This window comes from Ensifer sp. SL37 (assembly GCF_026672675.1).
Taxonomy (GTDB): domain Bacteria; phylum Pseudomonadota; class Alphaproteobacteria; order Rhizobiales; family Rhizobiaceae; genus Ensifer; species Ensifer adhaerens.
In genome coordinates this window covers 1,189,252-1,212,936 of the sequence record NZ_JAPPRN010000007.1, presented here as the reverse complement: position 1 = coordinate 1,212,936, position 23,685 = coordinate 1,189,252, and the positions used below count along the sequence as shown (strand labels likewise).

Annotated in this window: 20 protein-coding genes; 14 read left to right on the top strand and 6 right to left on the bottom strand. The window is 62.5% G+C overall.

Annotation, left to right across the window (positions count from 1 at the left end; all coding sequences use genetic code 11):
* Positions 1 to 70: 70 nt before the first annotated feature.
* A complete protein-coding gene (locus tag OVA00_RS37900) occupies positions 71 to 1,159 on the top strand; it encodes a PLP-dependent cysteine synthase family protein (RefSeq protein WP_060643877.1) in 1,089 nt (362 codons plus the stop codon).
* A gap of 11 nt (positions 1,160 to 1,170) precedes the next feature.
* Positions 1,171 to 2,673, top strand: coding sequence for a pyridoxal phosphate-dependent decarboxylase family protein (locus OVA00_RS37895; protein WP_268090963.1), 1,503 nt, complete (start codon positions 1,171 to 1,173; stop codon positions 2,671 to 2,673).
* A 57-nt stretch (positions 2,674 to 2,730) separates the two neighbouring features.
* On the opposite strand, the gene OVA00_RS37890 is transcribed toward OVA00_RS37895, so the two are convergent.
* Positions 2,731 to 3,534, bottom strand: coding sequence for a class I SAM-dependent methyltransferase (locus OVA00_RS37890; protein WP_268090962.1), 804 nt, complete (start codon positions 3,532 to 3,534; stop codon positions 2,731 to 2,733).
* Positions 3,535 to 3,638: 104 nt separating this feature from the next.
* On the opposite strand from OVA00_RS37890, the gene OVA00_RS37885 reads away from it, so the two are divergent.
* The 6 genes from OVA00_RS37885 (at position 3,639) to OVA00_RS37860 (ending at position 11,378) form a co-directional block, all read left to right on the top strand.
* Positions 3,639 to 4,772, top strand: a complete 1,134-nt coding sequence (locus OVA00_RS37885; protein WP_268090961.1) for an ABC transporter substrate-binding protein — start codon at positions 3,639 to 3,641, stop codon at positions 4,770 to 4,772.
* Between the two features lie 58 nt (positions 4,773 to 4,830).
* The gene (locus OVA00_RS37880; RefSeq protein WP_442780595.1) at positions 4,831 to 5,970 is read left to right on the top strand and encodes an ABC transporter substrate-binding protein; all 1,140 of its coding nucleotides are present in this window, start codon (positions 4,831 to 4,833) and stop codon (positions 5,968 to 5,970) included.
* Positions 5,970 to 7,037 (top strand): FecCD family ABC transporter permease, encoded by a 1,068-nt coding sequence (locus tag OVA00_RS37875; protein ID WP_226020927.1) that lies wholly within the window; start codon positions 5,970 to 5,972, stop codon positions 7,035 to 7,037. Before OVA00_RS37880 ends, OVA00_RS37875 begins: the two co-directional genes overlap by 1 nt.
* On the top strand, positions 7,031 to 7,783 hold the full coding sequence (locus tag OVA00_RS37870) for an ABC transporter ATP-binding protein (RefSeq protein ID WP_060518046.1): 753 nt from the start codon (positions 7,031 to 7,033) through the stop codon (positions 7,781 to 7,783). Before OVA00_RS37875 ends, OVA00_RS37870 begins: the two co-directional genes overlap by 7 nt.
* Positions 7,784 to 8,350: 567 nt before the next feature.
* Positions 8,351 to 9,925: a Re/Si-specific NAD(P)(+) transhydrogenase subunit alpha gene (locus OVA00_RS37865; RefSeq protein WP_268091162.1), complete on the top strand. Its 1,575-nt coding sequence runs from the start codon at positions 8,351 to 8,353 to the stop codon at positions 9,923 to 9,925.
* A gap of 19 nt (positions 9,926 to 9,944) precedes the next feature.
* Positions 9,945 to 11,378, top strand: a complete 1,434-nt coding sequence (locus OVA00_RS37860) for an NAD(P)(+) transhydrogenase (Re/Si-specific) subunit beta (RefSeq protein WP_268090959.1) — start codon at positions 9,945 to 9,947, stop codon at positions 11,376 to 11,378.
* A 92-nt stretch (positions 11,379 to 11,470) separates the two neighbouring features.
* Here the strand turns inward: OVA00_RS37860 and OVA00_RS37855 are convergent, their stop codons facing one another.
* The 3 genes from OVA00_RS37855 to OVA00_RS37845 all read right to left on the bottom strand — a co-directional run bounded on the left by OVA00_RS37855 (position 11,471) and on the right by OVA00_RS37845 (position 13,797).
* A complete protein-coding gene (locus OVA00_RS37855) occupies positions 11,471 to 11,920 on the bottom strand; it encodes a DUF2269 family protein (protein ID WP_268090958.1) in 450 nt (149 codons plus the stop codon).
* A 172-nt stretch (positions 11,921 to 12,092) separates the two neighbouring features.
* Complete coding sequence (locus OVA00_RS37850) at positions 12,093 to 12,671, bottom strand: TetR/AcrR family transcriptional regulator (protein ID WP_268090957.1); 579 nt, start codon at positions 12,669 to 12,671, stop codon at positions 12,093 to 12,095.
* Positions 12,672 to 12,762: 91 nt separating this feature from the next.
* Complete coding sequence (locus OVA00_RS37845) at positions 12,763 to 13,797, bottom strand: AraC family transcriptional regulator (RefSeq protein WP_060518040.1); 1,035 nt, start codon at positions 13,795 to 13,797, stop codon at positions 12,763 to 12,765.
* Between the two features lie 161 nt (positions 13,798 to 13,958).
* Here OVA00_RS37845 and OVA00_RS37840 point away from each other — a divergent pair, with 161 nt between their 5' ends.
* From OVA00_RS37840 to OVA00_RS37815, 6 genes are all read left to right on the top strand, one after another.
* Positions 13,959 to 14,825, top strand: coding sequence for a sugar phosphate isomerase/epimerase family protein (locus tag OVA00_RS37840; protein ID WP_162250972.1), 867 nt, complete (start codon positions 13,959 to 13,961; stop codon positions 14,823 to 14,825).
* A gap of 7 nt (positions 14,826 to 14,832) precedes the next feature.
* On the top strand, positions 14,833 to 15,681 hold the full coding sequence (locus OVA00_RS37835; RefSeq protein WP_060518036.1) for a sugar phosphate isomerase/epimerase family protein: 849 nt from the start codon (positions 14,833 to 14,835) through the stop codon (positions 15,679 to 15,681).
* A complete protein-coding gene (locus OVA00_RS37830; RefSeq protein ID WP_268090953.1) occupies positions 15,678 to 17,192 on the top strand; it encodes a sugar ABC transporter ATP-binding protein in 1,515 nt (504 codons plus the stop codon). The genes OVA00_RS37835 and OVA00_RS37830 overlap by 4 nt, the downstream gene beginning before the upstream one ends.
* Entirely contained in the window at positions 17,189 to 18,169 is a 981-nt protein-coding gene (locus OVA00_RS37825) for an ABC transporter permease (protein ID WP_090298716.1), read from the top strand. Before OVA00_RS37830 ends, OVA00_RS37825 begins: the two co-directional genes overlap by 4 nt.
* Positions 18,166 to 19,167, top strand: coding sequence for an ABC transporter permease (locus OVA00_RS37820; RefSeq protein ID WP_060603467.1), 1,002 nt, complete (start codon positions 18,166 to 18,168; stop codon positions 19,165 to 19,167). Before OVA00_RS37825 ends, OVA00_RS37820 begins: the two co-directional genes overlap by 4 nt.
* 92 nt (positions 19,168 to 19,259) lie before the next feature.
* A complete protein-coding gene (locus OVA00_RS37815; protein WP_060580779.1) occupies positions 19,260 to 20,384 on the top strand; it encodes a substrate-binding domain-containing protein in 1,125 nt (374 codons plus the stop codon).
* A 113-nt stretch (positions 20,385 to 20,497) separates the two neighbouring features.
* Here the strand turns inward: OVA00_RS37815 and pcaF are convergent, their stop codons facing one another.
* A complete protein-coding gene (gene pcaF / locus OVA00_RS37810; protein WP_268090951.1) occupies positions 20,498 to 21,700 on the bottom strand; it encodes a 3-oxoadipyl-CoA thiolase in 1,203 nt (400 codons plus the stop codon).
* Between the two features lie 5 nt (positions 21,701 to 21,705).
* A complete protein-coding gene (locus OVA00_RS37805; RefSeq protein ID WP_268090950.1) occupies positions 21,706 to 23,676 on the bottom strand; it encodes a 3-hydroxyacyl-CoA dehydrogenase NAD-binding domain-containing protein in 1,971 nt (656 codons plus the stop codon).
* Positions 23,677 to 23,685 lie beyond the last annotated feature (9 nt).

Below are 23,685 nucleotides of genomic sequence, written 5' to 3'. Positions count from 1 at the left end.
CACGCCGGCTCCCACGGCAGCACTTTAGCATCCCTCGCCGAACCTAGCATCCGGAAGAGTGAGAGGACCCATGCCAAACAATTCTGGACTGAGAACCACGAGCGGCCGCGGGCGGCTTTTCGACAGCGTGCTGGAGACGATTGGCGATACGCCGGCGATCCGCGTCAACAATCTCAGCGTCGGCAACGCGACCATCTATGTCAAGGCGGAGTTCTTCAATCCGGCTTCGTCGGTGAAGGACAGGCTGGCGATTGCGATCATCGAGGAGGCCGAGCGCACAGGCAAGCTGAAGCCCGGACAGACCGTAGTCGAGGCCACCAGCGGTAACACCGGCATCGGACTGGCGATGGTCTGTGCGCAAAAAGGCTATCCGCTGGTTGTCACCATGGCCGATAGCTTCTCCGTCGAGCGCCGCCGGCTGATGCGCATGCTGGGCGCCAAGGTCGTTCTGACGCCGCGCGCCGAGAAGGGCCTGGGCATGTATCGCAAGGCGATCGAACTCGCAGAGAAGAACGGATGGTTCCTCGCCCGGCAGTTCGAGACCACAGCCAACGCCGCGATCCACGAGGCGACGACCGGCCGGGAAATCGTCAACGACTTTGCCGGCTCCCGTCTTGATTACTTCGTCACAGGCTACGGCACCGGCGGCACGGTGGTTGGCGTCTCCCGGGTTTTGCGGCGTGAGCGTCCGGAGACGAAGATCGTGCTTGCCGAGCCCGCCAACGCGCAGTTGCTCGGCAGCGGTCATGCGCAACAGCGCGGAACGGGCGGTGCGCCGGCCGCCAGCCATCCCGCCTTCGAGCCGCATCCGATCCAGGGCTGGACACCGGACTTCATACCAGACGTCCTGCAGGAGGCGATTGACAACCGCTACTATGACGAACTTGTCGCCATTGCCGGTCCGAAGGCGATGGAATGGGCCAAGGCGCTCGCACAGAAAGAGGGAATCTTCACTGGCGTTTCGGGCGGCGCGACCTTCGGCGTTGCGCGCCAGATCGCGGAGCACGCGCCGGCCGGCTCGGTGATCCTGTGCATGCTGCCTGACACAGGGGAGCGCTACCTGTCGACGCCGCTGTTCGAAACGATCCCGGCGGACATGGATGACGAGGAGATGGAGCTGTCGCGATCCACGCCTGGCTTCCAGTTCGCCGCCGAATAGGGAGAGGAACGATGGGAGCGCGATCACCGAGGCAAAGCGTGGGAGCCTTCACGCAACCGGAACTCCTGGCTACGCTCGAGACCCTCGACCCACCCGATTGGTCGTCCGTCTCGGCGCTCGCCCACCGGATCATCGACGATGCCGTCGGCCATCTCGGCCGCGTGCGCGAGCGTCCGGTCTGGCAACCGCTGCCGGACGAGATCGAAGCGCTGTACCAGGCGCCGGTCCCGGATCGGCCGACGCCCCTCGAGGACGTGTACCGACAGGTGAAGGACACGGTGCTCGCCTATCCAATGGGCAACATCCATCCACGGTTCTGGTCCTGGTACATGGGCTCCGGCAACTTCACCGGGGCGCTCGGCGATTTTCTCGCAGCGATCCAGGGTTCCAATCTCGGGGGCGGACGCCATGCCGCTGCCCTCGTCGACCAGCAGGTCGTCGGATGGCTGCGCGACATGATCGGCTTTCCTAAGGCAGCGAGCGGCACGCTGGTCAGCGGCGGTTCGGTGGCCAACCTCGTCGGGCTGACGGTTGCCCGCAACGCCACGGCGGGCATCGATCTGCGCGAAGAGGGCGTTGCGGCCCTCACGGAACCCATGCGCTTCTACGCCTCGGATCAGGTTCATTCCTGCCATCGCAAGGCGGTCGAGACGCTCGGCCTCGGCAACAAGGCACTTAGACGGATCCCGACCGATTCCCGTTACCGCATCGACCTTGAGGCGCTTCGCGCGGCGATCGCCGAGGATCGCGCGCGGGGCTTCAGGCCTGCCTGCGTAATTGGTACTGCCGGTACGGTCAATTCCGGTGCAGTAGACGATCTCACCGCCTTGGCCGGGATCGCCGCGGAGGAGAACCTGTGGTTCCACGTAGACGGGTGTATCGGAGCGCTGCTTTCGATCGCGCCCGAGAACGCCTGGCGCGTCAAGGGCATCGAGCGGGCGGATTCCGTCGCGCTCGACCCGCACAAATGGCTGCATGCCCCCTTTGAGGTCGGTTGCGCGCTTGTCCGGGATCGGACGAGGCACCGGGAAACCTTTGCGGTGTCGCCCGAATACCTCCAAGGCATGTCACGTGGCATCGCTTCCGGCCAATGGCTTCACGAATTCGGCTTTCAGACCAGTCGCGGCTTTGCGGCGCTGAAGGTCTGGATGGCGCTGATGGAGCACGGCATCGCCAAGTTCGGCCGGCTGATCGACCAGAACGTCGCGCAGGCCGCCTTCCTCGCCGATCTCGTCCGTTCGAATCCGCCTCTGGAACTCATCGTTGAACCGGAGATCAACATCGTCTGCTTCCGCTATGCGCCCGACGGTCTAAATGAGGAGCGACTGAAGGAGACCAACCTCGAGATCATGCTGCGCCTGCAGGAAACCGGCGTGGCGGCGCTTTCCGACACGACGATCCGGGGCAAGCATTGCCTGCGCGCGGCGATCTGCAATCATCGCACCCGCCCGGACGACCTGAACCTTTTAATCTCGGAGGTCCTGCGGATTGGCAGCGAGATTGCGCAGTCGTGAGCCTGGTCGTTTTTGCGCATGAACACAGTCACTGACTGCGTAGGGTTTGCCTCGACCCTAAGGTTTCGTCGCGCGAATGGCGTAGCGATGCTGCGACTGTCGCGCCAAGCCCTTGAAAAGGTTCCAATTCGCGGCCTGGGTGCGATGGATTTCGCGAAGGTCCCTGTCGATCGTAATCTCGGTGAAGCCGGCCTCGCGCAACAGCGCGACGACGGCCTCGGCGCGGGCGCCTTGTGCGAAATGCACGCGGGAGAGGATGCTGCGGTGCGTCGCCGTCATCTGCGGCGAACCGGTTGGCGTCTCAGCCTTGAACAGGCCGAGGCGCTGTCCCCATGTGCTGAGCTTGGAGAACAGCCGCTCGAGCGCGGTTGTATTGACGAAGTCGCCATCGACGATCAGCAACATGCCGCCGGGCTTCAGGACCCGTCGCCATTCGGCAAAGGCTGCGGCCGGGTCCACGAGCGTCCAGACCAGATGCCGGTTGACGATTACATCGTAGTGGTTGTCGGGCTCCATGGTATTTTCGGCGTCGCCGAGGGCGAAGCGGATCGCTCGCCCGCGCTTGCGCGCCTTATCCCTGGCGCGTTCGAGCATCGGCTCGGCCCAGTCGAGGCCCTGCACCTTGAAGTCGAGTTCATCGAGAAGATGCGAGATGACGCCGGTGCCGCTCGCAAGATCGAGCGCGGCACGCCCTGCGCCCGGCCCAAGGTGACGGAGAAACAGTTGATGCCAGGCCGCGCGTTCTTCCTCCGAGAAGATCTCGTGGCCCGGGGACAGATCGAAGGTAGCCGCGCGGTCCGACCAGTAGGCCTTGATTTCATCGCGCAGGTTGTAGTTCTGCCGCTCCGTCACATCGCTCATGTCGATACCGCTCGTTCCTGTTTGGAGGCGTTCTAAAAGATAAATGTTGACTAATAAAGTCATGAAACATTAGATCGCCTGAATTTTCCAGCGGAGCTAAAACAATGCGGTTTTTCAACAGGGTGGCTGCGGCCGCCGCAAGCCTTTGCGTGCTTTTTTCTACGGCAGCCTTCGCTGATGTCGTGACGTTGAAGGATGTCACGGGCCGCGATGTCGAGGTCAACGTACCCGTCGAGCACGTGATTCTCGGCGAAGGGCGGCAGATCTATTTCCTCGGCGCGCTCGACCGCGACGAGCCGTTCAAGCGCGTCGTCGGCTGGCGCGATGATCTGGCAAAGGCAGACCCTGAAAGCTATGCCGCCTATCTCGCAAAGTACCCTGAGATTGCCAAGCTGCCGACCTTCGGCGGCATGAAGGATGGCACCTTCGACATCGAGCAGGCGGTTGCCTTGAAACCCGATGTCGTTCTGATGAACGTCGACGCCAAGACGGCGACGGAGGAGGCTGGCTACATCGAGAAGCTCGCCAAGGTCGGTATCCCGCTCGTCTACGTCGATTTCCGCGAAAAGCCGATGGAAAACACCGAGCCGAGCATGCGCGTGATGGGCAAGCTTTTGGGAAAGGAAGAGAAGGCCGAGGAGTTCATCAAGTTTCGCGCCGAGAGCATCGCCAAGGTGACAAACGTTTTGGCGAAGGCCAATCCGAAGAAGCCGCTCGTTTTTGTCGAACGCGCCGGTGGTTACTCCGACGATTGCTGCATGTCTTTCGGTAACGAGAACTTCGGCAAGATGGTCGAGTTCGCCGGCGGCGTAAACATGGCAAAGGACATCATTCCCGGCACCTTCGGCGTGGTCAATCCGGAGCAGATCATCGCTGCCAATCCCGATCAGATCATCATCACCGGCGGCAACTGGCAGGGTTATGTGCCGGGTGGTGCCTGGGTTGGCGTCGGCTATGGCGCCGATGAGAAGGAAGCGGCCCGCAAGCTCGAAAACCTGACCAAGCGCCCGGCTTTCACCGGCGTTGAAGCCGTGAAAGACGGCCAGGTTCACGCCATCTGGCACCAGTTCTACAACAATCCCTACCAGTTCGTGGCCATCCAGCAGATCGCCAAGTGGCTGCACCCGGATCTCTTCGCGGACCTAGACCCGGAGGCGACGTTCAAGGAGTTGCATGAGCGCTTCCTGCCGCTTCCCTACAAGAGCGGCTACTTCGTCTCGCTGACGTCAGCCAAGTAAGCGGTTCGACAGCTGGAGGAGGGGAGGACTCCGGCGTCGCAACTAAAAAGGAATGAGAATGTCGATCTTCGGGAAAATCGCGTCGGCGATGGTCGCAGCCTTGGTATTGGCGGCTTTGCCCGCCAGTGCGGCTGAAATCGTCGACGTCACCGGCCGTCGGGTCGAAATTGCGCTTCCGGCCAAGCGCGTCCTGTTGGGCGAGGCGCGGCAGATCCACGTGGCCGCAGCGCTGAAAGGCGAGCATGTCTTCGACACGATCGTCGGTTGGCGCGATGATCTTTTGAAGAAGGATCCGGACTCCTACGCTGCTTATGTGGAGCGCTTCCCCGAAATCGAGAAACTGCCGCGGTTCGGCTATATCCCTTCGGGCGATTTCAGCCTCGAGGCAGCGATTGCGCTCAAGCCTGATGTTCTGACGCTCAATCTCGAAGCGCAGCAGGCGGTCGAAGAATCGGGCTTCATCGAAAAGGCCGCTGCCGCCGGCATTGCCGTCGTCTATCTCGATTTCCGCGTGGATCCTGCCGCCAATAGCGAAAAATCGGTCGAAATCCTCGGCCAGCTCTTCGGTGCCGAAGCGAAGGCCCGCGAATTCATCGACTATCGCAATGCTCAAATCGCGATGGTGACGGACCGCCTCAAGAAGGCGGGGGAAATTGTGCGGCCGAAAGTCTTCATCGAGCGCTCTCCCGGCATCACCGGCGACGTTGTCTGCTGCCGCACCTTCGGTCCGGCCAACTTCGGCAAAATGGTGGAAGAGGCCGGCAGCCACAATATCGGTTCTGACGTCATCAAGGGGACCTTCGGCGACCTCAATCCTGAGCAGCTGATCGTCAGCGATCCGGATCATGTCATTATCACCGGCAGTAACTGGTCGGCGGAATCCGATCTCAACCAGTTCGTTAGCGTCGGACGCGGCGCCGATGCGGCGGCGGCAGAAGATCGCCTGCGCGGCCTTATGCAGCGCCCGGGCTTTCCCGGCCTGAAGGCGGTGAAGGAGGGCAATGTGCATGCCGTCTGGCATCAGTTCTACGGCGCCCCTTACGAGTTCATTCCGATCCAGCAGTTTGCCAAGTGGTTCCATCCGGAGCTCTTTGCCGACATAGACCCTGACCGGACTTTCCGCGAGTTCCATGAGAAGTTTCTGCCGGTGACCTACCGCGCGGGTTACTTCGCCTCGCTTCCAAAGAGTGGTGAATGATGGTTGCCATGACCGAACAAGTATCCGGCGTTGAAGGGCGAGGGCGCTACCGCTCTCTCGTTTTGCGCCGCTTGGTGTTGATCTTCTGCCTCATCGTCGCGCTCTTTGCGTCGGTTGCAGTCGACATGGCTCTCGGGCCTGCGAACTATCCACTCGCGGATGTGCTGACCGCGCTCTTTCGACCGGAAACTGTAAGCGACCAGCTCCGGGTGGTGATCTGGGACATTCGCATGCCGATCGCCCTGATGGCCGTGACGGTGGGTGCCTCATTGTCGGTCGCAGGCGCGCAGATGCAGACGATCCTTGCCAATCCACTGGCAAGTCCATTCACGCTCGGCATTTCCGCCGCTGCCGGCTTCGGTGCGGCCCTCGGTCTCGTTGCCGGCGTGGCGGTTTTTCCCGTCGCCGTCCAATACATGGTGCCAATCAACGCCTTCCTCATGGCGATGTTGGCGGCGCTCTTCATCCATTTCGCCTCCACCATGCGCGGCGTTACGGTCGAAACAATCGTTCTGCTCGGCATTGCGCTCGTCTTCACCTTCAATGCCGCGCTATCGCTGCTCGAATATCTCGCCTCCGAACAGGCGCTGGCCGCCGTCGTCTTCTGGACGATGGGCAGTCTCACCAAGGCAACCTGGCCAAAGGTCTGGATCACCGGCGCGGTGCTGCTGTTCGCCTTGCCGCTGTTTGCACGCCACGCCTGGGCGCTGACCGCGCTTCGGCTTGGCGACGATAAGGCTGCGAGCTTCGGTATCAATGTTCGAAGGCTCCGGCTCGAAGCAATGATGACGGTCAGCCTGCTTGCGGCGATCCCGGTCTCTTTCGTTGGCACGATCGGCTTTGTTGGTCTCGTCGCTCCGCACATCGCGCGCATGCTGGTCGGCGAGGATCAGCGCTTCTTCCTGCCAGCTTCTGTGCTGTGCGGCGCGCTCCTTCTTTCGGTCACTTCGGTCGTGAGCAAGATGATCATTCCGGGCGCCGTCCTGCCAATTGGAGTCATCACCGCGCTCGTTGGCGTGCCCTTCTTCTTCGTGCTGATTTTCACCAACAGGAGGCGCGCATGGTAAGCCTGTCGCTGGAAAAGGTCGGCGCGAATTATGGCCGGCGCACGGTGCTCTTAGATGTCAACACCGGTGTCTTGCGCGGCGGTGGCCTGACGGCGGTGATTGGTCCTAATGCGGCCGGCAAGTCGACGCTGTTCAAGCGCATAGCAAACCTGACCTCCGGTCCCGGCACTGTCCACCTGTCCGATACGGCCAAGGGGTCCGAGGGCATCTGCTACATGCCGCAGGATACCGGCGCCAATGCCGTGCTGACTGTCTACGAGTCGGTGCTGTTGTCGGCCAAGCAAGGCTCAGGCTGGAAGGTGAAGGACGCCGAACTCGCCGAGATCGACCGAGTGCTGGGCGAACTCAGGATCGCCGATCTCGCCTTTCGTGGCCTTGGTGAGCTCTCAGGCGGCCAGCGCCAGCTCGTCTCCATCGCGCAAGCTCTCGTGCGTAAGCCCGAAGTGCTGTTGATGGACGAACCGACCTCGGCGCTCGATCTCTTTCGCCAGATCGAGGTCCTTGGCTTCATGAAGCGTTTGTCGGCGCAGTCGGGTATGGCGGTGTTGATCGCGCTGCACGACCTGAACCATGCGCTGCGCTATTGCAACGACACGATCGTCATCAGTGGCGGGTCGGTGCTGGCGAGCGGCCCCACCCACGACGTCATCACCGCGGATATGCTGCGCTCGGTTTATCGCGTCGAGGCGCGGGTGGAGGCCTGCTCCCTGGGGCGACCGGTCGTCATTGTCGACGAATCCCTTTGAGGACGTGGACGCGCGGGTCGTTCACGTTCGAGCTCGTCACCCCTTTAAATCTGAGCAGCTACGAAAGCCGTAACTAGAACGTCCTCCCAAGGGGCCGCACGGCGCGGCACGCGGCCAGACCGCGTCGCCGTGCCGTGCCGAGGGCATTGAAATAAGAACCTCCGAAGGAGGGCTTGCAGCAGCGGCCCCGTAGCGTGTCGACGCCAGGCGCCGGATTGTCAGTCGCGGCTCGGCATGATCGTTTCATGAAACGCGCGCAGGTTCGGGACCCCTCTCTGGTGAAGCGTCGCTTCACATACGCAATCGGCGGCCCCCTGGAGCCGATGCAGCACCCTCTTCATGGGGGCGTCGCCGTCCCCTTTTTGTTGGCCATTGGTGCCCGAGCGGCCCGTCGGCTGGAGTGCTTGGCCGATAAAAACGATTAGTGAAAACTAAAAAGCGACAAGAATGGACGGATTCGCGGCAAAGCGTACTGGACAGTACTCTCAAGGTTTGCTTGTTCTGCTGTCGCATTGTTGAGGGACAAGGCATTGCCTAGTCGGCAGGAGAGGACAGACAAGCATGGCGATTAAAATTGGCGCGCCGCGGGAGGTAACCGCAAGCGAGGCGCGCGTGGCGCTGACACCTGACAGCGCGGTGCAACTTGCGAAACTTGGCTATAGCAGCATCATTGAGACGGGCGCGGGCGTTGCGGCCGGTTTTTCCGATGATGCCTATCGGGCCGTGGGCGTCGAGGTGGCCCCGTCGGCAGAGGCGCTGTGGGCTTCGGCAAATGTGGTCGCCAAGGTACGGCCGCCCGAGGCGAGCGAGGTCGCTTATCTGTCTGCGGACAAGACGCTGATCTCGTTCTTCTATCCGGGCCAGAATGCCGAACTTCTGGAGCTCGCCAGGGAAAAGGGCGCCAACGTCATCGCCATGGACATGGTCCCGCGCATTTCGCGCGCCCAGAAGATGGATGCGCTGTCGTCGATGGCCAATATCGCCGGCTATCGCGCGGTGATCGAGGCCGGCAACAATTTCGGTCGCTTCTTCACCGGCCAGGTGACGGCCGCCGGCAAGGTGCCGCCGGCCAAGGTCCTGGTGATCGGTGCGGGCGTCGCCGGTCTTGCGGCGATCGGTGTCGCCACCTCGCTTGGTGCTCAGACCTATGCCTTTGACGTGCGGCCGGAAGTCGCCGAGCAGATCGAGAGCATGGGAGCCGAGTTCGTCTATCTCGATTTCGATGGCGGTCAGCAGGATGGCGCTGCCACCGGCGGTTATGCGGCTCCCTCTTCGCCGGAGTTCCGCGAGAAGCAGCTTGCCAAGTTCCGCGAGCTTGCGCCCCAGATCGATATCGTCATCACCACGGCGCTGATCCCGGGCCGTGATGCACCGAAACTCTGGCTTGCCGACATGGTGGCGGCGATGAAGCCGGGATCGGTGGTGGTCGATCTTGCGGCCGAGCGTGGCGGCAACTGCGACCTGACCGTTGCCGATCAGCGGATCGTCTCCGACAACGGCGTCGTCGTCATCGGCTATACCGATTTCCCGAGCCGCATGGCCGCGCAGGCGTCCACGCTCTATGCCACCAATATCCGCCATATGCTGACCGACCTGACGCCGGGCAAGGACGGCAAGCTCGTCCACAACATGGAGGACGACGTCATCCGTGGCGCGACCGTCACCTTCCAGGGTGCGATCACCTATCCGCCGCCACCGCCGAAGATCGCCGCGATCGCGGCGCAGAAACCAAAGGAGAAGGTGAAGGAGCCGACGCCGGAGGAAAAGCGTGCGACCGAGGCCGCAGCCTTCAAGGCCCAGACGAAGAGCCAGCTGACGCTTCTCGCCGTCGGCACGGCGCTGCTGCTTTTGGTCGGCGCCTTTGCTCCGCCTGCCTTCATGAGCCACTTCGTCGTCTTCGTGCTCGCCTGCTTCGTCGGCTTCCAGGTCATCTGGAACGTCTCGCATTCGTTGCACACCCCGCTCATGGCCGTCACCAACGCGGTTTCCGGCATCGTCATTCTCGGGGCGCTGCTGCAGATCGGGTCTGGCAACTGGCTGGTGGTGCTGCTTGCGGCGCTGTCGGTGCTGATCGCCACGATCAACATCGTCGGCGGCTTCCTCGTCACGCGGCGCATGCTCGCCATGTTCCAGAAATCCTGATCGGGCAGGGGTAAACATTATGATGATCGGTATCGTATCGGCCGCCTATATTGCGGCAGCCGTCCTCTTCATCCTCTCGCTCGGCGGGCTTTCGGGCCAGGAAAGCGCCAAGCGCGCCGTCTGGTACGGCATGACGGGCATGGCGCTTGCCATTGTCGCCACGGTCTTCGGACCTGATGTCGGCAACTGGTTCATCATCGCGCTGATGATCGCGGGCGGCGCCCTGCTCGGCCACTTCGTCGCCTCCCGCGTCCAGATGACCGAGATGCCGCAACTCGTTGCAGCACTCCATTCCTTCGTCGGTCTTGCCGCAGTCTTCATCGGCTTCAACGCCCATATCGAAGCGGTTGATGTCGCCGGCCTCGATGCGGCGGCCCGCTCTGCATTGACCGGCTTTGCCGCGATCCTTGCCCACAAGGAACCGGTGGAGCTGTCGATCATGAAGGTCGAGGTCTTCCTCGGCGTCTTCATCGGCGCCGTCACCTTCACCGGCTCCGTCATCGCCTTCGGCAAGCTTGCCGGCAAGGTCGACGGCAAGGCCAAGAAGCTGCCGGGCGGTCACCTGCTCAATGCCGGTGCTGCCCTTCTCTCGCTCGTGCTGCTGGTGCTCTACGTCAATGGCGCCGGCACCTGGACGCTGCTTGTCATGACGCTCGCCGCCTTCTTCATCGGCTATCACCTGATCATGGGCATCGGCGGCGCCGACATGCCGGTGGTGGTGTCGATGCTGAACAGCTATTCCGGCTGGGCGGCCGCGGCTATCGGCTTCACGCTCGGCAACGACCTGTTGATCGTCACTGGCGCGCTGGTCGGCTCCTCGGGCGCGATCCTCTCCTACATCATGTGCAAGGCGATGAACCGCTCGTTCCTGTCGGTCATCCTCGGCGGCTTCGGGGCAACCACGGGGCCGGCCATGGAAATCACCGGCGAGCAGATCGCCATTGATGCCGATGGCGTGGCCGCAGCCCTTAACGACGCCGACAGCGTCATCATCGTGCCGGGCTACGGCATGGCGGTGGCGCAGGCGCAGCAATCGGTCTCCGAGCTCACCCGCAAGCTGCGGGCGGCCGGCAAGAACGTGCGCTTTGCCATTCATCCGGTCGCCGGCCGTTTGCCGGGCCACATGAACGTGCTTTTGGCCGAAGCGAAGGTTCCCTACGACATCGTGCTCGAGATGGACGAGATCAACGAAGACTTCCACGAAACCGATGTCGTCATCGTCATCGGCTCGAACGACATCGTCAATCCGGCCGCCCAGGAGGATCCGAACTCACCGATCGCCGGCATGCCGGTGCTCGAAGTCTGGAAGGCCAAACAGGTGTTCGTCTCCAAGCGTGGCCAGGGAACCGGTTACTCCGGCATCGAGAACCCGCTGTTCTACAAGGACAACACCCGCATGTTCTACGGCGACGCCAAGAAGAGCATCGACCAGCTGCTGCCCGCGCTGGCGTGATGACGCCCTGAAAAGACAACTCATCGCTCCGCATATAGGGGCGGTGAGTTCAACTCCGTTGATGAGCGACCGATGCGTCCGATGGCGTCGCCCTAGGCGCCGAGTAGGTCGGGTTTGACGACCATCAGAGCTATTATCAGAGCAAAAAGCGAGATCGATGCCAGGCGGCCGCCCAAAGCGCGCTTGTTTCTAAGAAGCGTTCGGACTTCCATTTTGTCGATCGTGCCTTCAAGGGCTGGATGCACCTGTGCCTCCCATGGCCGCACGACCCTGCTTTCGACAATCATCAAGGCGGCGATCAGGGTGAATGACATCAGTAGCCAGGGTGTCGATAGCGGCCACCCACCCAAAACGATGAGGCCAATGCCTCCGGCAATCCCTATGCCGGTGAGCAGACCTGCAATCCTGTTTGCGGTCAGGGCCAACTTTGCAGCCCCGATTTGCCCTCGCCGGGCAGAAATGAAAAGGAGCTCCCTTGCTGCAAACAGCAGAAATACCGTGCCCATGGCCGCGGCATGAATCATCACGACGTGTGCGTACATCTCTTGTTACCTTGGTATGGAGCTTCGAGAAGCGGTCGCTCGACCGCTCGTGCTGCATTTGATTTCGACACGAGGTTGGCTGTCGGACTGGCCGCGTGCAGGCCTAATTGTGAGCGATCACTCGCAAAAATCTACTCGCGTTCGAGAAGCTGTCTCTGCGAGCGCTCCCGGTTCATATTCCCCCGGTAGTTCGCGCAGTTGGACGCCGGCGCGTCGTCACTTCGTTGATGAAGGCGTCGACGTTCCCATCGTTTAGCTTCTCTGGACTGTCGACCACCGCGCCGTGCGTCAGCGCCTCCGTGCAGCTGACGCAAATGTAAGCGGCCAGATCCAGATCCATCGGCCGCAGTTCTTCCTTGTGCAATTCGAGATAAGCCCTGATCAACCCATAGAACTCTCTGTCAAAACCGTCGATCGTACCGATCCGCCCTGCACGTGGCGTTTCCTCGACCAACACCCGATGAAGGTCCGGGTTCACACGATGAGCATCGATCATCGTCTTGACCAGTTCGCGCACGGCACTGTCGAGCGGCAGCGTCGCCACTTTGGCCAGCGTACCCCGCAAGACATCCACCATCTCGCTCTTGTGGCGTTCGATGACGGCAACGACGAGCGCTTCCTTGCCCGGAAAATACTGATAGAGAGAGCCGATGCTGACGCCGGCCTCTTCGGCAATCCGGTTTGTGTTGGCGCGTTCAAATCCTTCTTTGATCAATGCACGCGCAGTCGCTTCGACCAAGGCCTCGATCATCGCTCGCGAGCGTTGCTGCGAAGCGACCTTTCGTGGCGTCAGGAGAGCTTTCTTGTCCATTCGGCTTTGATCCGGTCGCGGCGGCCCACTTTCAGTTGGCGATCGATAGCGACTGACGCGGCGTTTCCATTGGCGAAAACCCGAAGCGCTTCTTGTAACAGGTGGCAAAGTATTGGCTCGATGAGAAGCCGCAATCAAAGGCGATGTTGGTGACCGATTGCGCGCCGCTTTCAAGAAGCAGCCGTGCGGCGTTGAGTCGGAGCGTCTGGAGGTAGCGGACAGGCGTCATATTGGTCAGCACCTGGCAATGCTGCGAAAATTGCGTGCGGGAAAGATTGCACTCCGCCGCCATGTTCTCGAGCGTCCAGTCCTCGTCGAGCGCATGACGCAGCCGCTTCAGGAAGATCTCGACCGTGCGCTTCGAGCTTGCAAGAGCAAGATCGAGAACCGGTGCCTGGCTTTCCAGCATCTGGCGGAATTGCAGCAGCATCATCGAAATCAAGAGGCGCAGGTGCGCCTCTCCACCGTCGATATCGCCGCCTGCCACCACCTCGTGGATGTCGAGGAAGGTGCGGGTAACTTCGCGGGAGGCGTTGTAGGAAATCTGTTCGTTCTTCGACAGAAGTTCGCTCAGGCGCTTTCGGTCGCGCTCGGGCCAGCCGATCCAGTCGGGCCACAGCCAGGTTTCGTGTGGTCGGCGCACGCCCATATCCATGAGCACCCAGATTATGTGGCTGGCACCGACATTGGGATCGCCGAGCGCGTGCAACTGCCAGGGCCGCACGACGAACATCTGGCCTTCATTGATCGTCGTCCTGCGGCCATCCATGGTGATCGTCAATGAGCCGCGCGCCAGATAGGCGATCTTGACCCCCTCGTTGCAATGTTCGCGCAGGCCCCAGTCCTGCGGGGTCGTCGCATCCCATCCGCCGACGGAACAGACCTGCGGCAGCGCCGCGCCGAGGTCGATGCCGGGATAGCCGCGTCGCGTCCAGGCGTTGAGCGACACCTGGCCCGCAAGCGAGGCCTTCATCAGGTCCTGGCAATTGCCGGCATAGAGCAGGGCGCCCGGCTCGCGGAAGACAGCGGGCCGATTGACGGCCCGTTCGTTGCTGCTCTTCGTCATTCCGCTCCCCCGCGGATGTTTAAAATTTACCAGTCGTCTATTTCGAACGCAGGCAGCGATTTATTGCGCAATGCTTGGACATCATCAAGCTCCATTTTGGAGACGCTGATGATTTGCCATTGAAACTCAATGGCATGGGGGAAATTGGGAGGATTTTGCCGGTGCGGATAGGCTTCCACACGGACGCGTTCAACTCGGCCTACTGGTCGTTTGAAAAATGCCTGGAATGGGCAAGCGACAACGATTTGCACTTCATCGAGTGTGGTCTGATCGACGGCGTGAGCTGGATCCACGGACTGGGCTATCAACCGCATGTCGCGCTCTACGAGGACCCGGTCCTCTTGCGTCGCAAGATGGAGCGTTACGGCGTGCGCTTTTCCCAGGTCGATGCGGCCTATCCGCTGTCTGGTGAGGACGGACCGCTCAGAGGTGTGCCCTATGTGCTGAAGTCGATTGCCTGGGCCGCGCAGGCCGGCAGTCCCTGCGTCGACACGACCGACGGGCTCCACATGCCGCCCGGACTTACCGAAGAAGGCTCGATGGCGCTGATGAAGCGCAGCTACGAAAAGATCGTCGAAGTCGCTGAAGCGCACGAGATCGTCGTCAACATCGAGCCTCATGGTCATTTCACGACGCGTCCGGAATTCATGGAGCGCATGCTCGCCTTCGCAGACAGCAAGTGGCTGCGCATGAACATGGACACCGGCAACACCTTCATCGCCGGCCAGGAACCGCCGCAGTTTCTGTCGCGGTTCATCGACAGGGTGTCTCATGTCCATCTTAAGGACGTGTCACCGTCGCTGGCAGCGGCTGCCCGTGGCGGACAGACCGGGATCGCGGTCAGCCATTGTGCGCTCGGCGATGGCGTCAATGCCGAGAATATCAAGACCTGTCTCGCCATGCTTCGCGACCACGGCTACGACGGCGTACTCAGCCTCGAATGCGAAGGCGCCGCCGGCCCGATGATCGAAACGTCACTGGCCTGGATCCGCGCGACGTGTCGCGATCTCGGCATTTCGCTGAAGTGAGCGCGTCATGAAGCTTGGTATCAATCTCCTTTGCCTGACCGATTTCGTCGAGGAGAGGCATCTCGACAATATCGGCCGGTTGCGCGATCTCGGCTATGATGGCGTCGAAGTGCCGGTTCTGTCGGGCAAGGTCAGTCACTACGAACGCCTGGGCCGCGAACTGGACGGGCTCGGCCTTGGCCGATCCACCACATCGATCGTCCCGACGCCTGAGGCAAACCCCGTCAGTTGCGATGCCGAAGTGCGGGCGCGCGGGCTTTCCCATCTCGACTGGGCGCTGGATTGCGCAATAGCGCTTGGTGCTGAAAGCATGGGCGGGCCGTTTCATGCCCCGATCGGCTTCTTTACCGGCAGGGGCGCCAGCGAAGACGAGTTGAAGTATGGGGCAGACGCGCACCATGCGCTGGCGGAGCGGGCGGCGGCCAACGGCATGCATTTGAGCCTCGAGCCGCTCAATCGCTTCGAGACTTATTTTCTCAACACGATGGAGCAGGCGCGTGCCTATGTGGATCGCGTGGCGCATCCTGCCTTCAAGATCATGTACGACACGTTCCATGCCAATGTGGAGGAGCGTCGGCCGGAGGCGGCGATCCGCCTGATTGGCCAGGATATCGGGGTCTTCCATGTCTCCGAGAACGATCGTGGCATTCCCGGGCGGGGGCATATCGAATTTGGCGCGATGTTCACGGTGTTGAAGGAGATCGGCTATGACGGTTGGCTGACGCTTGAGGCATTCGGCGCCGGGCTGCCGGCGATCGCGACGGCGACCCGCGTCTGGCGGCCGCTGTTTCCCGACTTCGATACGCTCTTTTCCGAGAGCGCGACATTCATCCGCAAGACATGGGCTGCTGCATGAACACGAAACACCCCGCTATCGAGATGCGCGGCATCGCCAAGAGTTTCCCCGGTGTCAAGGCGTTGAAAAACGTCAGCTTCTCCGCGCATTGCGGTGAGGTCCATGCGCTGGCGGGAGAAAACGGTGCCGGCAAGTCGACGCTGATGAAGATCCTCTCCGGCATCTATCGGCCGGACGCAGGTGCGGTTGTCGTAAACGGTGAGGAACGGCATTTCACGCATCCGCTTGCGGCGATCCGCGCGGGCATTGCCGTCATCTATCAGGAATTCTCCCTGCTGCCCGAGCGAACCGTCGCACAGAACATCTTCCTCGGCCGCGAGCCGACGCGCCGCGGTCTAATCGACCACAGGGCGATGAACGACGAAGCGCGGCGCGTGCTTGCGCTCTTCGGCTCGGCGCACCGGATCGAGCCGAGCACCGTTGTCGCTGACCTCGACGTCGCCAGCCAGCAACTGGTGGAGATCGCCAAGGCGGTGTCGCTAGAGGCAAAGGTGATCGTGATGGACGAGCCGACGGCAGCGCTGAACGAGGCCGAATGCGAGGTGCTCTACGGTCTCGTCGACACCTTGAAGAAAAGCGGTGTGGCGATCGTCTACATCACCCACCGCATGCCCGAAATCACGCGGCTGGCCGATCGTGTTACCGTGCTCAAGGATGGCGAGGTGGCGGTTCGCTTCGACCATGTGCCTGAGCCCGAGGCGATCGTACGAGCCATGGTGGGCCGCGACCTTGGCGATTTCTATGCGGAACCGGCAGCACCGCAGGAGATCGGCGGCGTCGTGCTCTCAGTCCGCAGCGCCGGCAACGAACGGCTGAAAAATGTGTCCTTCGAACTGCGCGCAGGCGAGATCGTCGGTTTTTCGGGCTTGCAAGGGGCAGGGCGCGTCGCGCTCGCGCAGGCGATATTCGGCCTTTCTCCCTTCACCAAGGGTGAGATCACCCTTTCCGGCAAGCCGGCGCGGTTCACCAGTCCGCGCGAGGCGATCCGCGCCGGGGTCGGGTTGCTGCCGGGCGATCGCAAGGCCGAAGCGCTGGTGTTGATGCAATCGGTCGTCGACAACGGCATGCTTACGTCTCGCGCACTCTCCGGCCTTTCCGGCAATGCCAATGCGACGCCTTTCGTTTCGGCGGAAGCGATGGAAAAGCTGCTGCGCGAACTCGACGTGCGCGCCGGCAGCTTTGCCCAGGACATCAAGGCGCTGTCGGGCGGCAACCAGCAGAAAGCCATCGTTGCGCGCTGGCTGGCGCTGGCGCCTCGGCTGTTGATCTTCATCGAGCCGACACGCGGCATCGACGTCAATGCCAAGGCCGGGATCTACCACCTGATGCGCGATCTCGCGCGCAAGGGCACGGCCATCATGATGGTCTCGTCCGATCTCCCGGAGGTTCTCGGCGTATCCGACCGCATCCTTGTGATGTGGAACGGCGAACTCGTCGCGGCGTTTTCGCGCGGGGCCTCTGAAGCCGATGTGATGTTGGCGGCAACCGGCGAGGAGGCGGTGGCAGCATGAACAAGGCAACTCTCATCCGGCGTCCGGCCTGGCGCATGGAACACTACGCGCCGGCGCTTCTGCTCGGTCTGGCCGTCCTGATCTATGCGGCGATTGCGCTCAGCCTCGGCCTGACACGCTTCCTGACACCGGAGGCGACCGTCTCCATCCTTAACCGGTCCATCGCGCTCGGCATCACCGCCGTTGGACAGACCTTCACCATCCTCGTCGGCTCGATCGACCTGTCGGTGGCCCATCTCATCTCGGCCTCGGCCGTGGTGTCCTCTGCGATCATGAACGGCGACCCGGCGATGATGGTGCCGGCCGTTGCTGCGGTGCTCGTGATGGGGACGGTGGTCGGAACCCTCAACGGGCTCCTGATCACCCGCCTCGATGTCAACCCGCTTATCGCGACGCTCGGCATGGCGCTGATCATTCAGGGCTGTCTTGCCTCCTTTCATGGCCGGTTCGGCGGCTCGGTACCGGATGCGTTCCAGTATTTCGCCTATGGCGAGGTGCTCGGGCTGCCGGTCAGCCTGGTCGTTCTGGCGCTGCTGGTCCTTGGCGCATGGATCGTCCTGCGCTTCACGCGCTTTGGCTCCAACATCTACTCGGTTGGAGGCAACCGCGACACGGCGCGCGCGGCCGGCATCAACACGACGCGGGTCGTCATGGCGAGCCATATCATCTGCAGCCTTTGCGCGGCGCTCGCCGGCCTCTATTTGGCCAGCCGCCTGAAATCCGGTTCGCCCTGGATCGGCACGGAGGGCGCCTATGATCTGGAATCGATCGCCGTCGTCGTCATCGGCGGCACAATCCTCTCCGGCGGCAAGGGTGGGATCTGGGGCACTGTTGCCGGCGTGATCATTTTCTCGCTGATCGATTCCATCTTCAATCTCGCCGGCATTGACGCCTTCGCCAAGCAGGTAATGCGCGGCATCATCATCGTCGCCGCCGTCGCCTTTTACGCAGTCCGTTCAAAGAGGATAGTGGCATGATCCAGGAAACCGTCGGCTCCGCAAAGACGCGCGGCGTGGCAAGCATTGGGCGGCTGCCGAAGATCAATCCCGTCTTCTTCGTGCTGGCAGCCCTTCTCGTCGCCATCACGTTTTCGAACCCGAACTTCATCGAGCCCACGGGCTACATGAATTTCCTGAAGCGAGCCGCTCCTCTTGCAATCCTTGCGGCCGGCCAAATCTACGTCATCGTCTCCGGCGGCTTTGACCTTTCGGCTGGCTCGCTCATCACGCTGACGGTCGTCGGCTCGTCGATGCTGCTCGACAACAGTGCCGATGCGACCTGGTGGGTGATTGCGGTCATGTATGCGGTGGGGTTCGCCGTCGGCGTGGTGAACGGCCTGGTCGTTTCCTATCTGCGGGTGCCGTCATTGATCGCCACGCTCGGCATGATGATCACGCTCAATGGTGCTGCCTTCATGTGGTCGAGCGGATCACCGCGCGGCTACCTGCCGGAGACGTTCCGCTTCTTCGGGCGCGCCAGCCTTCAGGGCATTCCATTGATCCAGTTCCTGCCGGTGGCATTGCTGGTGCTGTTGGTCGTCGGCTTCATCTTGTTCTGGCTCATGCATCGCACCAATCTCGGGCGCATGCTGCATGCGCTCGGCGACAATCCGCGCGCGGCGCAAATGTCGGGTGTGCCGATCGAGAGGGTGCGCATCATCGCCTTTGTCGCCTCGTCGCTGAGCGCGGTGACGGCTGGCATCCTGCTCGGTGGATTTGCGGGCGTATCAACCGATGTCGGCGTCGGCTACGAGCTGCAGGCGATCACCGCCTGCGTGATCGGCGGAGCGCAGCTTCTCGGCGGCCGCGGCTCCGTGCCCGCCTCGATTGCAGGCGCGCTGACGCTGACCGCCATCTTCACGCTGCTCAACTTCATCGGACTGCCGAAGCCGACGCGCGATGTCGTCCAGGGCTTGATCCTGATCGCCGCAGTCGTGCTTGCAACCTACCGGCGCAACCGCGCCGGCGGGACCTGATTTCGAGGGTCAGAGCGGGTTGCGGGCGCTTTCCGCATTCCGCTCCAGGCCATCGGGAGGAACTGAAAAATCATGATCAATGGGAGTGAGACATGAAAAAATTGCTGACCGCCGCACTTTCGGCTGCGCTCGTCGCCGGCACGGCGCATAGCCAACAGCTGAACTTCGACGATACTGCCGAGTTCGACAGACAGCGGACGCTGCTGACGGCCAAGGCCAATGGTCCCGACGGGGAGCCTTGGGAGCAGTACTACGGCGACCAGATGGCCGACACCGCAAAGTACAAGAAGCCAGGTCCCTACACGATCTGCTTTTCAAACGCCGGCGTGAACAATGCCTGGCGGGTAACCGGCTGGACGAACATGCAGGCCGAAGTAAAGCTCCATCCGGAAATCAAGGAGCTCATTCACGTCGATGCCGAAGGGTCAGACGACAAGCAGATCGCCGACATCGACGACCTCATCAACGGCGGCAAATGTTCGGCCCTGATTGTCTCGCCGAATACGACGGCAGCCTTGACGCCTGCAGTCGAGAAGGCTTGTGCGAAGCTTCCGGTGATCGTCTTTGACCGCGGCGTCAACACCAAATGCCCGGTCACCTTCATCCATCCGGTGGGTGGTTACGGCTTCGGTATCCAGGCAGGCGAGTTCGTGGCGGCGACGGCACCCGCGGGCGCCGACGTCCTGATGCTGCGCATCGTACCGGGTGTCGATGTGCTCGAGACCCGCGCGTCCGCGGCCAAGCGCATTTTCAAGGAGACAGGGCTGAACGTCATCGGCGAGGAATTCACCGAGGGCGACAATGCCAAGACCAAGTCGATCGTCGAAGACTACCTGCAACGCGGCAAAATCGACGCGATCTGGATGGACGCTGGTGCCACAGCAGTTGCAGCCCTCGAAGCCTTCGAGGATGCGGGCCTGCCGCCCCCGATCATTACCGGCGAGGACCAGCAGGACTTCCTGGTCAAGTGGAAGTCGGAAGGCTTTAAGGCGATAGCCCCGACCTATCCGACCTACCAATGGCGCACGCCAATCATCGCGGCAGTGAAGGTGCTGCAGGGCGAGGCAGTGCCGGGTCCGGAATGGGTAATGCCGCAGCCGGCGATCACGGCAGAAACGCTCGATCAATATGTCGACGCCAAGATGCCCCCGCTGCATCACGCCATGTGCGGCTGCGAGAAGCTGCCGGACTATCCCGCCGCCTGGGGTGGAAAATAAGCTTGAAGACCGAGCCGCTTGCGGCTCGGTCTCAGTCCCATCAGCTGAGTAGCAAGCCCAGCTTTCTCATTGTCTTGAGCGGCCTTCGGCTGACGGCACGAAGCGTGCAGCCGCTACGGCCGTGTCAACAGCATCGAGATGCCCTGTCCGACGCCGATGCACATGGTGGCGATCGCACGCTTGGCACCCTGCGCTTCGAGCTCCAACGCGGCGGTCAACGCCAGGCGTGCACCGGACATGCCGAGCGGATGGCCGAGCGCGATGGCGCCGCCGTTCGGATTGACACGGGGCGCATCGTCGGCAAGCCCCAGTTGCCGCATGCAGGCGAGCGCCTGCGCTGCAAAGGCCTCGTTCAACTCGACGACATCGATGTCGCCGATGCCGAGACCAAAACGTTCCAGGAGCTTGTGCGTGGAAAAGACCGGTCCGATGCCCATGATGCGTGGGGCAACACCGGCCGTTGCCATGCCGTCGACGCGGGCCAAGGGCTGAAGTCCGCAGCGCTCGACCGCGCCGGCTGAGGCGAGAATGAGCGCGGCCGCGCCGTCGTTGACGCCCGATGCGTTGCCCGCGGTTACCGTGCCATTGGCGCGGAAGGGCGTCGGCAGGCTCGCAAGCTTTTCGAGCGTCGTCTCGCGCGGATGTTCGTCGTGTTCGACGTGGGTCGTCTCGCCCTTGCGTCCCTTGATCGCGTAGGCGGCGATCTCGCGGGCGAGACGCCCGCTCTTTTGCGCAACTGCCGCGCGCGCCTGGCTGCGCACTGCAAAGGCGTCCTGATCTTTGCGGGAGATGGAAAATTCCGCGGCGACGTTTTCGGCGGTCTCCGGCATCGAGTCGATGCCGTATCGGTCTTTCATGGCCGTGTTGATGAAGCGCCAGCCGATCGTCGTGTCGTGGATCTCGGTGCTGCGCTGGAACGGGCCTTCGGCCTTCGGCATGACGAAGGGCGCACGCGACATGCTTTCGACGCCGCCGGCGACCACGATTTCGGCCTCTCCCAGCCGGATCGCGCGAGCGGCATAACCGACCGCGTCCAGACCGGAACCGCACAGCCGGTTGATCGTCGTTCCGGCGACCGTCTCCGGTAGCCCGGCGAGCAAGGCGGCCATGCGGGCGACGTTGCGATTGTCCTCACCCGCCTGGTTGGCGCAGCCAAGTACGACCTCGTCGATCGCTTCGGCCGGAATGGATGCTACGCGCGCCAGCGCCTCGCGGATGACATGGGCCGCAAGATCGTCCGGGCGGGCGCTCGAGAGTGCTCCGCCGTAGCGGCCGATGGGGGTTCGCATGCCGCCGACGATGTAGGCTTCAGCCATGAGATTTATCCTTTGCTTTGCCCGGCTGCAAACATCGGCCCTCCCTTGTGCGCGGGAAATCCGTAGCCGTTGATCATCACGAGATCGATGTCGCCGGGACGCGCGGCGATGCCTTCGGCGAGCAGCGCCTTGCCTTCGTCGCACATGGCGTTCAGAAGCCGGTTCATGATCTCATCGGATTTAAAGGCGCGCGGCGTGATGCGCTTGGCTGCCCGCGCCGTTTCGATCATCGCCGTGACGTCGGGATCAACGGTGCGCTCACCATCGGGATAGGCGTACCAGCCGCGGCCACTCTTGCGGCCGAGACGGCCGGCCTCGCAGAGCCTGTCGGCGATTTCGACATAGCGTGCGGCAGGATCGCGTGTTGCCGCCTGTCGCTTGCGTCGTGCCCAGGCAATCTCCAGTCCGGCCATGTCGTTGACGGCGAAGATGCCCATCGGAAAGCCATAGGCCTCGAGCGCGGCGTCGATCTCCTGCGGCAGTGCCCCATCTTCCAGCATGAACTCCGCCTCGCGGCGATAGGCCGAGAAAATGCGGTTGCCGATGAAGCCTTCGGTGACCCCGGTTACGACCGGCAGCTTGCCGAGGCGTTTGACGAAGGCAAGCGCCGTCGCCAGGACATCCGGCGCGGTCTTGGCGCAATCAACGACTTCGACGAGCCGCATCACGTTGGCGGGCGAAAAGAAATGCAGGCCCACCACCCGTGATGGATCGACCGTCGCCGCCGCGATCGCATCGGGGTCGAGATAACTGGTGTTGGTCGCGAGGATGGCGCCCGGTGCGACTATGTCGTCAAGCTTCTGAAACAACTCCGTCTTGACCTGGAGGTCGTCGAACACCGCTTCGATGACGAGGTCAGCTTTCGCGAGCTCAACGGCTTCTGCGGTGGTCTGCAGCCGCGCGAGGCATTCGTCGCGTCCGTCAGCAGTCAATCGTCCAGCCCGCACGGTCTTGCCGAGCGTCTCGACAATGCGTGCCCGTCCGCCGGCTGCGGCTTCTTCCGTCTGCTCCAAGGCGACCACGCGGTAGCCGGAGGTCAAGGCGGAGACCGCGATGCCGGACCCCATCAGCCCGGTGCCGACGACACCGACGATCGCGATCGGCCGAGGCGAAACCTTGTCGAGCCCTTCGACCTTGCCGGCGGCGCGCTCCGCAAAAAACACATGCCTGAGGGCCGCTGACTCGACCGAATCCCGCAGGCGCAGGAAAGTCGCGCGTTCCTCAGCCAGTCCTTGCTTCAGGTCGAGTTCACCGGCTGCCTTAACGAGGCGGATTGCCTCGGCGGGGGCAGCCTGGCCGCGGGCCTTTGCCAGAACCTTCGCTTCCACCGCGCCGACGGCTTTGGCGTGCGCAGGCGGGACGGCGATCATGCCGGTCCGACGGAGCGGCTTGCCAGCTTGCTCTTGAACGAAAGCCAGAGCGACAGCGACAGGATCGCCGGCAATGCTGTCGGCAAGCCCAAGCGCCACAGCTTCGGCGGCCTTCACGGCACGACCGGTTCCGATGAGATCGATCGCCATGACCGTGCCGATCAGGCGTGGCAAGCGCTGCGTCCCGCCAGCACCCGGGACAAGCCCGAGCTTTACCTCGGGCAGGCCGAACGACACCTTCTCGCCGGCAATCCGGCCGTGGCAGGCAAGCGCCACCTCGCAGCCGCCGCCAAGGGCGGGGCCGTTGACGGCTGCGGCAACCGGCTTGTCGAAGGTCTCGATGCGCTCGATCACTTCGGGAAGCAGCGGGTCGACCGGCGGCTTGCCAAACTCCCTGATATCCGCGCCGCCGATGAAGGTATTGCCGGCGCCGGTGATGACGAGACCCGCAATCGTCGACCGTTCGGCAACATGGTCAAGCGCCGCCATCAGGCCGGAACGGACATGCGCGGAGAGCGCGTTGACGGGCGCGTTGTCGATGGTAACGAGGAGAACGCCACCTTCAAGTCGGGCGGAAACGCTTTCGGAAAATCGGATCTCGGCCATGCTGCCAAA

What these genes read in the sequence shown, in the direction of transcription:
- OVA00_RS37900 (WP_060643877.1), top strand. Translation starts at nt 71, where the DNA reads ATGCCAAACAATTCTGGACTGAGAACCACGAGCGGCCGCGGGCGGCTT.
- OVA00_RS37895 (WP_268090963.1), top strand. Translation starts at nt 1,171, where the DNA reads ATGGGAGCGCGATCACCGAGGCAAAGCGTGGGAGCCTTCACGCAACCG.
- OVA00_RS37890 (WP_268090962.1), bottom strand. Translation starts at nt 3,534, where the DNA reads ATGAGCGATGTGACGGAGCGGCAGAACTACAACCTGCGCGATGAAATC.
- OVA00_RS37885 (WP_268090961.1), top strand. Translation starts at nt 3,639, where the DNA reads ATGCGGTTTTTCAACAGGGTGGCTGCGGCCGCCGCAAGCCTTTGCGTG.
- OVA00_RS37880 (WP_442780595.1), top strand. Translation starts at nt 4,831, where the DNA reads ATGTCGATCTTCGGGAAAATCGCGTCGGCGATGGTCGCAGCCTTGGTA.
- OVA00_RS37875 (WP_226020927.1), top strand. Translation starts at nt 5,970, where the DNA reads ATGGTTGCCATGACCGAACAAGTATCCGGCGTTGAAGGGCGAGGGCGC.
- OVA00_RS37870 (WP_060518046.1), top strand. Translation starts at nt 7,031, where the DNA reads ATGGTAAGCCTGTCGCTGGAAAAGGTCGGCGCGAATTATGGCCGGCGC.
- OVA00_RS37860 (WP_268090959.1), top strand. Translation starts at nt 9,945, where the DNA reads ATGATGATCGGTATCGTATCGGCCGCCTATATTGCGGCAGCCGTCCTC.
- OVA00_RS37855 (WP_268090958.1), bottom strand. Translation starts at nt 11,920, where the DNA reads ATGTACGCACACGTCGTGATGATTCATGCCGCGGCCATGGGCACGGTA.
- OVA00_RS37850 (WP_268090957.1), bottom strand. Translation starts at nt 12,671, where the DNA reads ATGATCGAGGCCTTGGTCGAAGCGACTGCGCGTGCATTGATCAAAGAA.
- OVA00_RS37845 (WP_060518040.1), bottom strand. Translation starts at nt 13,797, where the DNA reads ATGACGAAGAGCAGCAACGAACGGGCCGTCAATCGGCCCGCTGTCTTC.
- OVA00_RS37835 (WP_060518036.1), top strand. Translation starts at nt 14,833, where the DNA reads ATGAAGCTTGGTATCAATCTCCTTTGCCTGACCGATTTCGTCGAGGAG.
- OVA00_RS37830 (WP_268090953.1), top strand. Translation starts at nt 15,678, where the DNA reads ATGAACACGAAACACCCCGCTATCGAGATGCGCGGCATCGCCAAGAGT.
- OVA00_RS37825 (WP_090298716.1), top strand. Translation starts at nt 17,189, where the DNA reads ATGAACAAGGCAACTCTCATCCGGCGTCCGGCCTGGCGCATGGAACAC.
- OVA00_RS37820 (WP_060603467.1), top strand. Translation starts at nt 18,166, where the DNA reads ATGATCCAGGAAACCGTCGGCTCCGCAAAGACGCGCGGCGTGGCAAGC.
- OVA00_RS37815 (WP_060580779.1), top strand. Translation starts at nt 19,260, where the DNA reads ATGAAAAAATTGCTGACCGCCGCACTTTCGGCTGCGCTCGTCGCCGGC.
- pcaF (WP_268090951.1), bottom strand. Translation starts at nt 21,700, where the DNA reads ATGGCTGAAGCCTACATCGTCGGCGGCATGCGAACCCCCATCGGCCGC.
- OVA00_RS37805 (WP_268090950.1), bottom strand. Translation starts at nt 23,676, where the DNA reads ATGGCCGAGATCCGATTTTCCGAAAGCGTTTCCGCCCGACTTGAAGGT.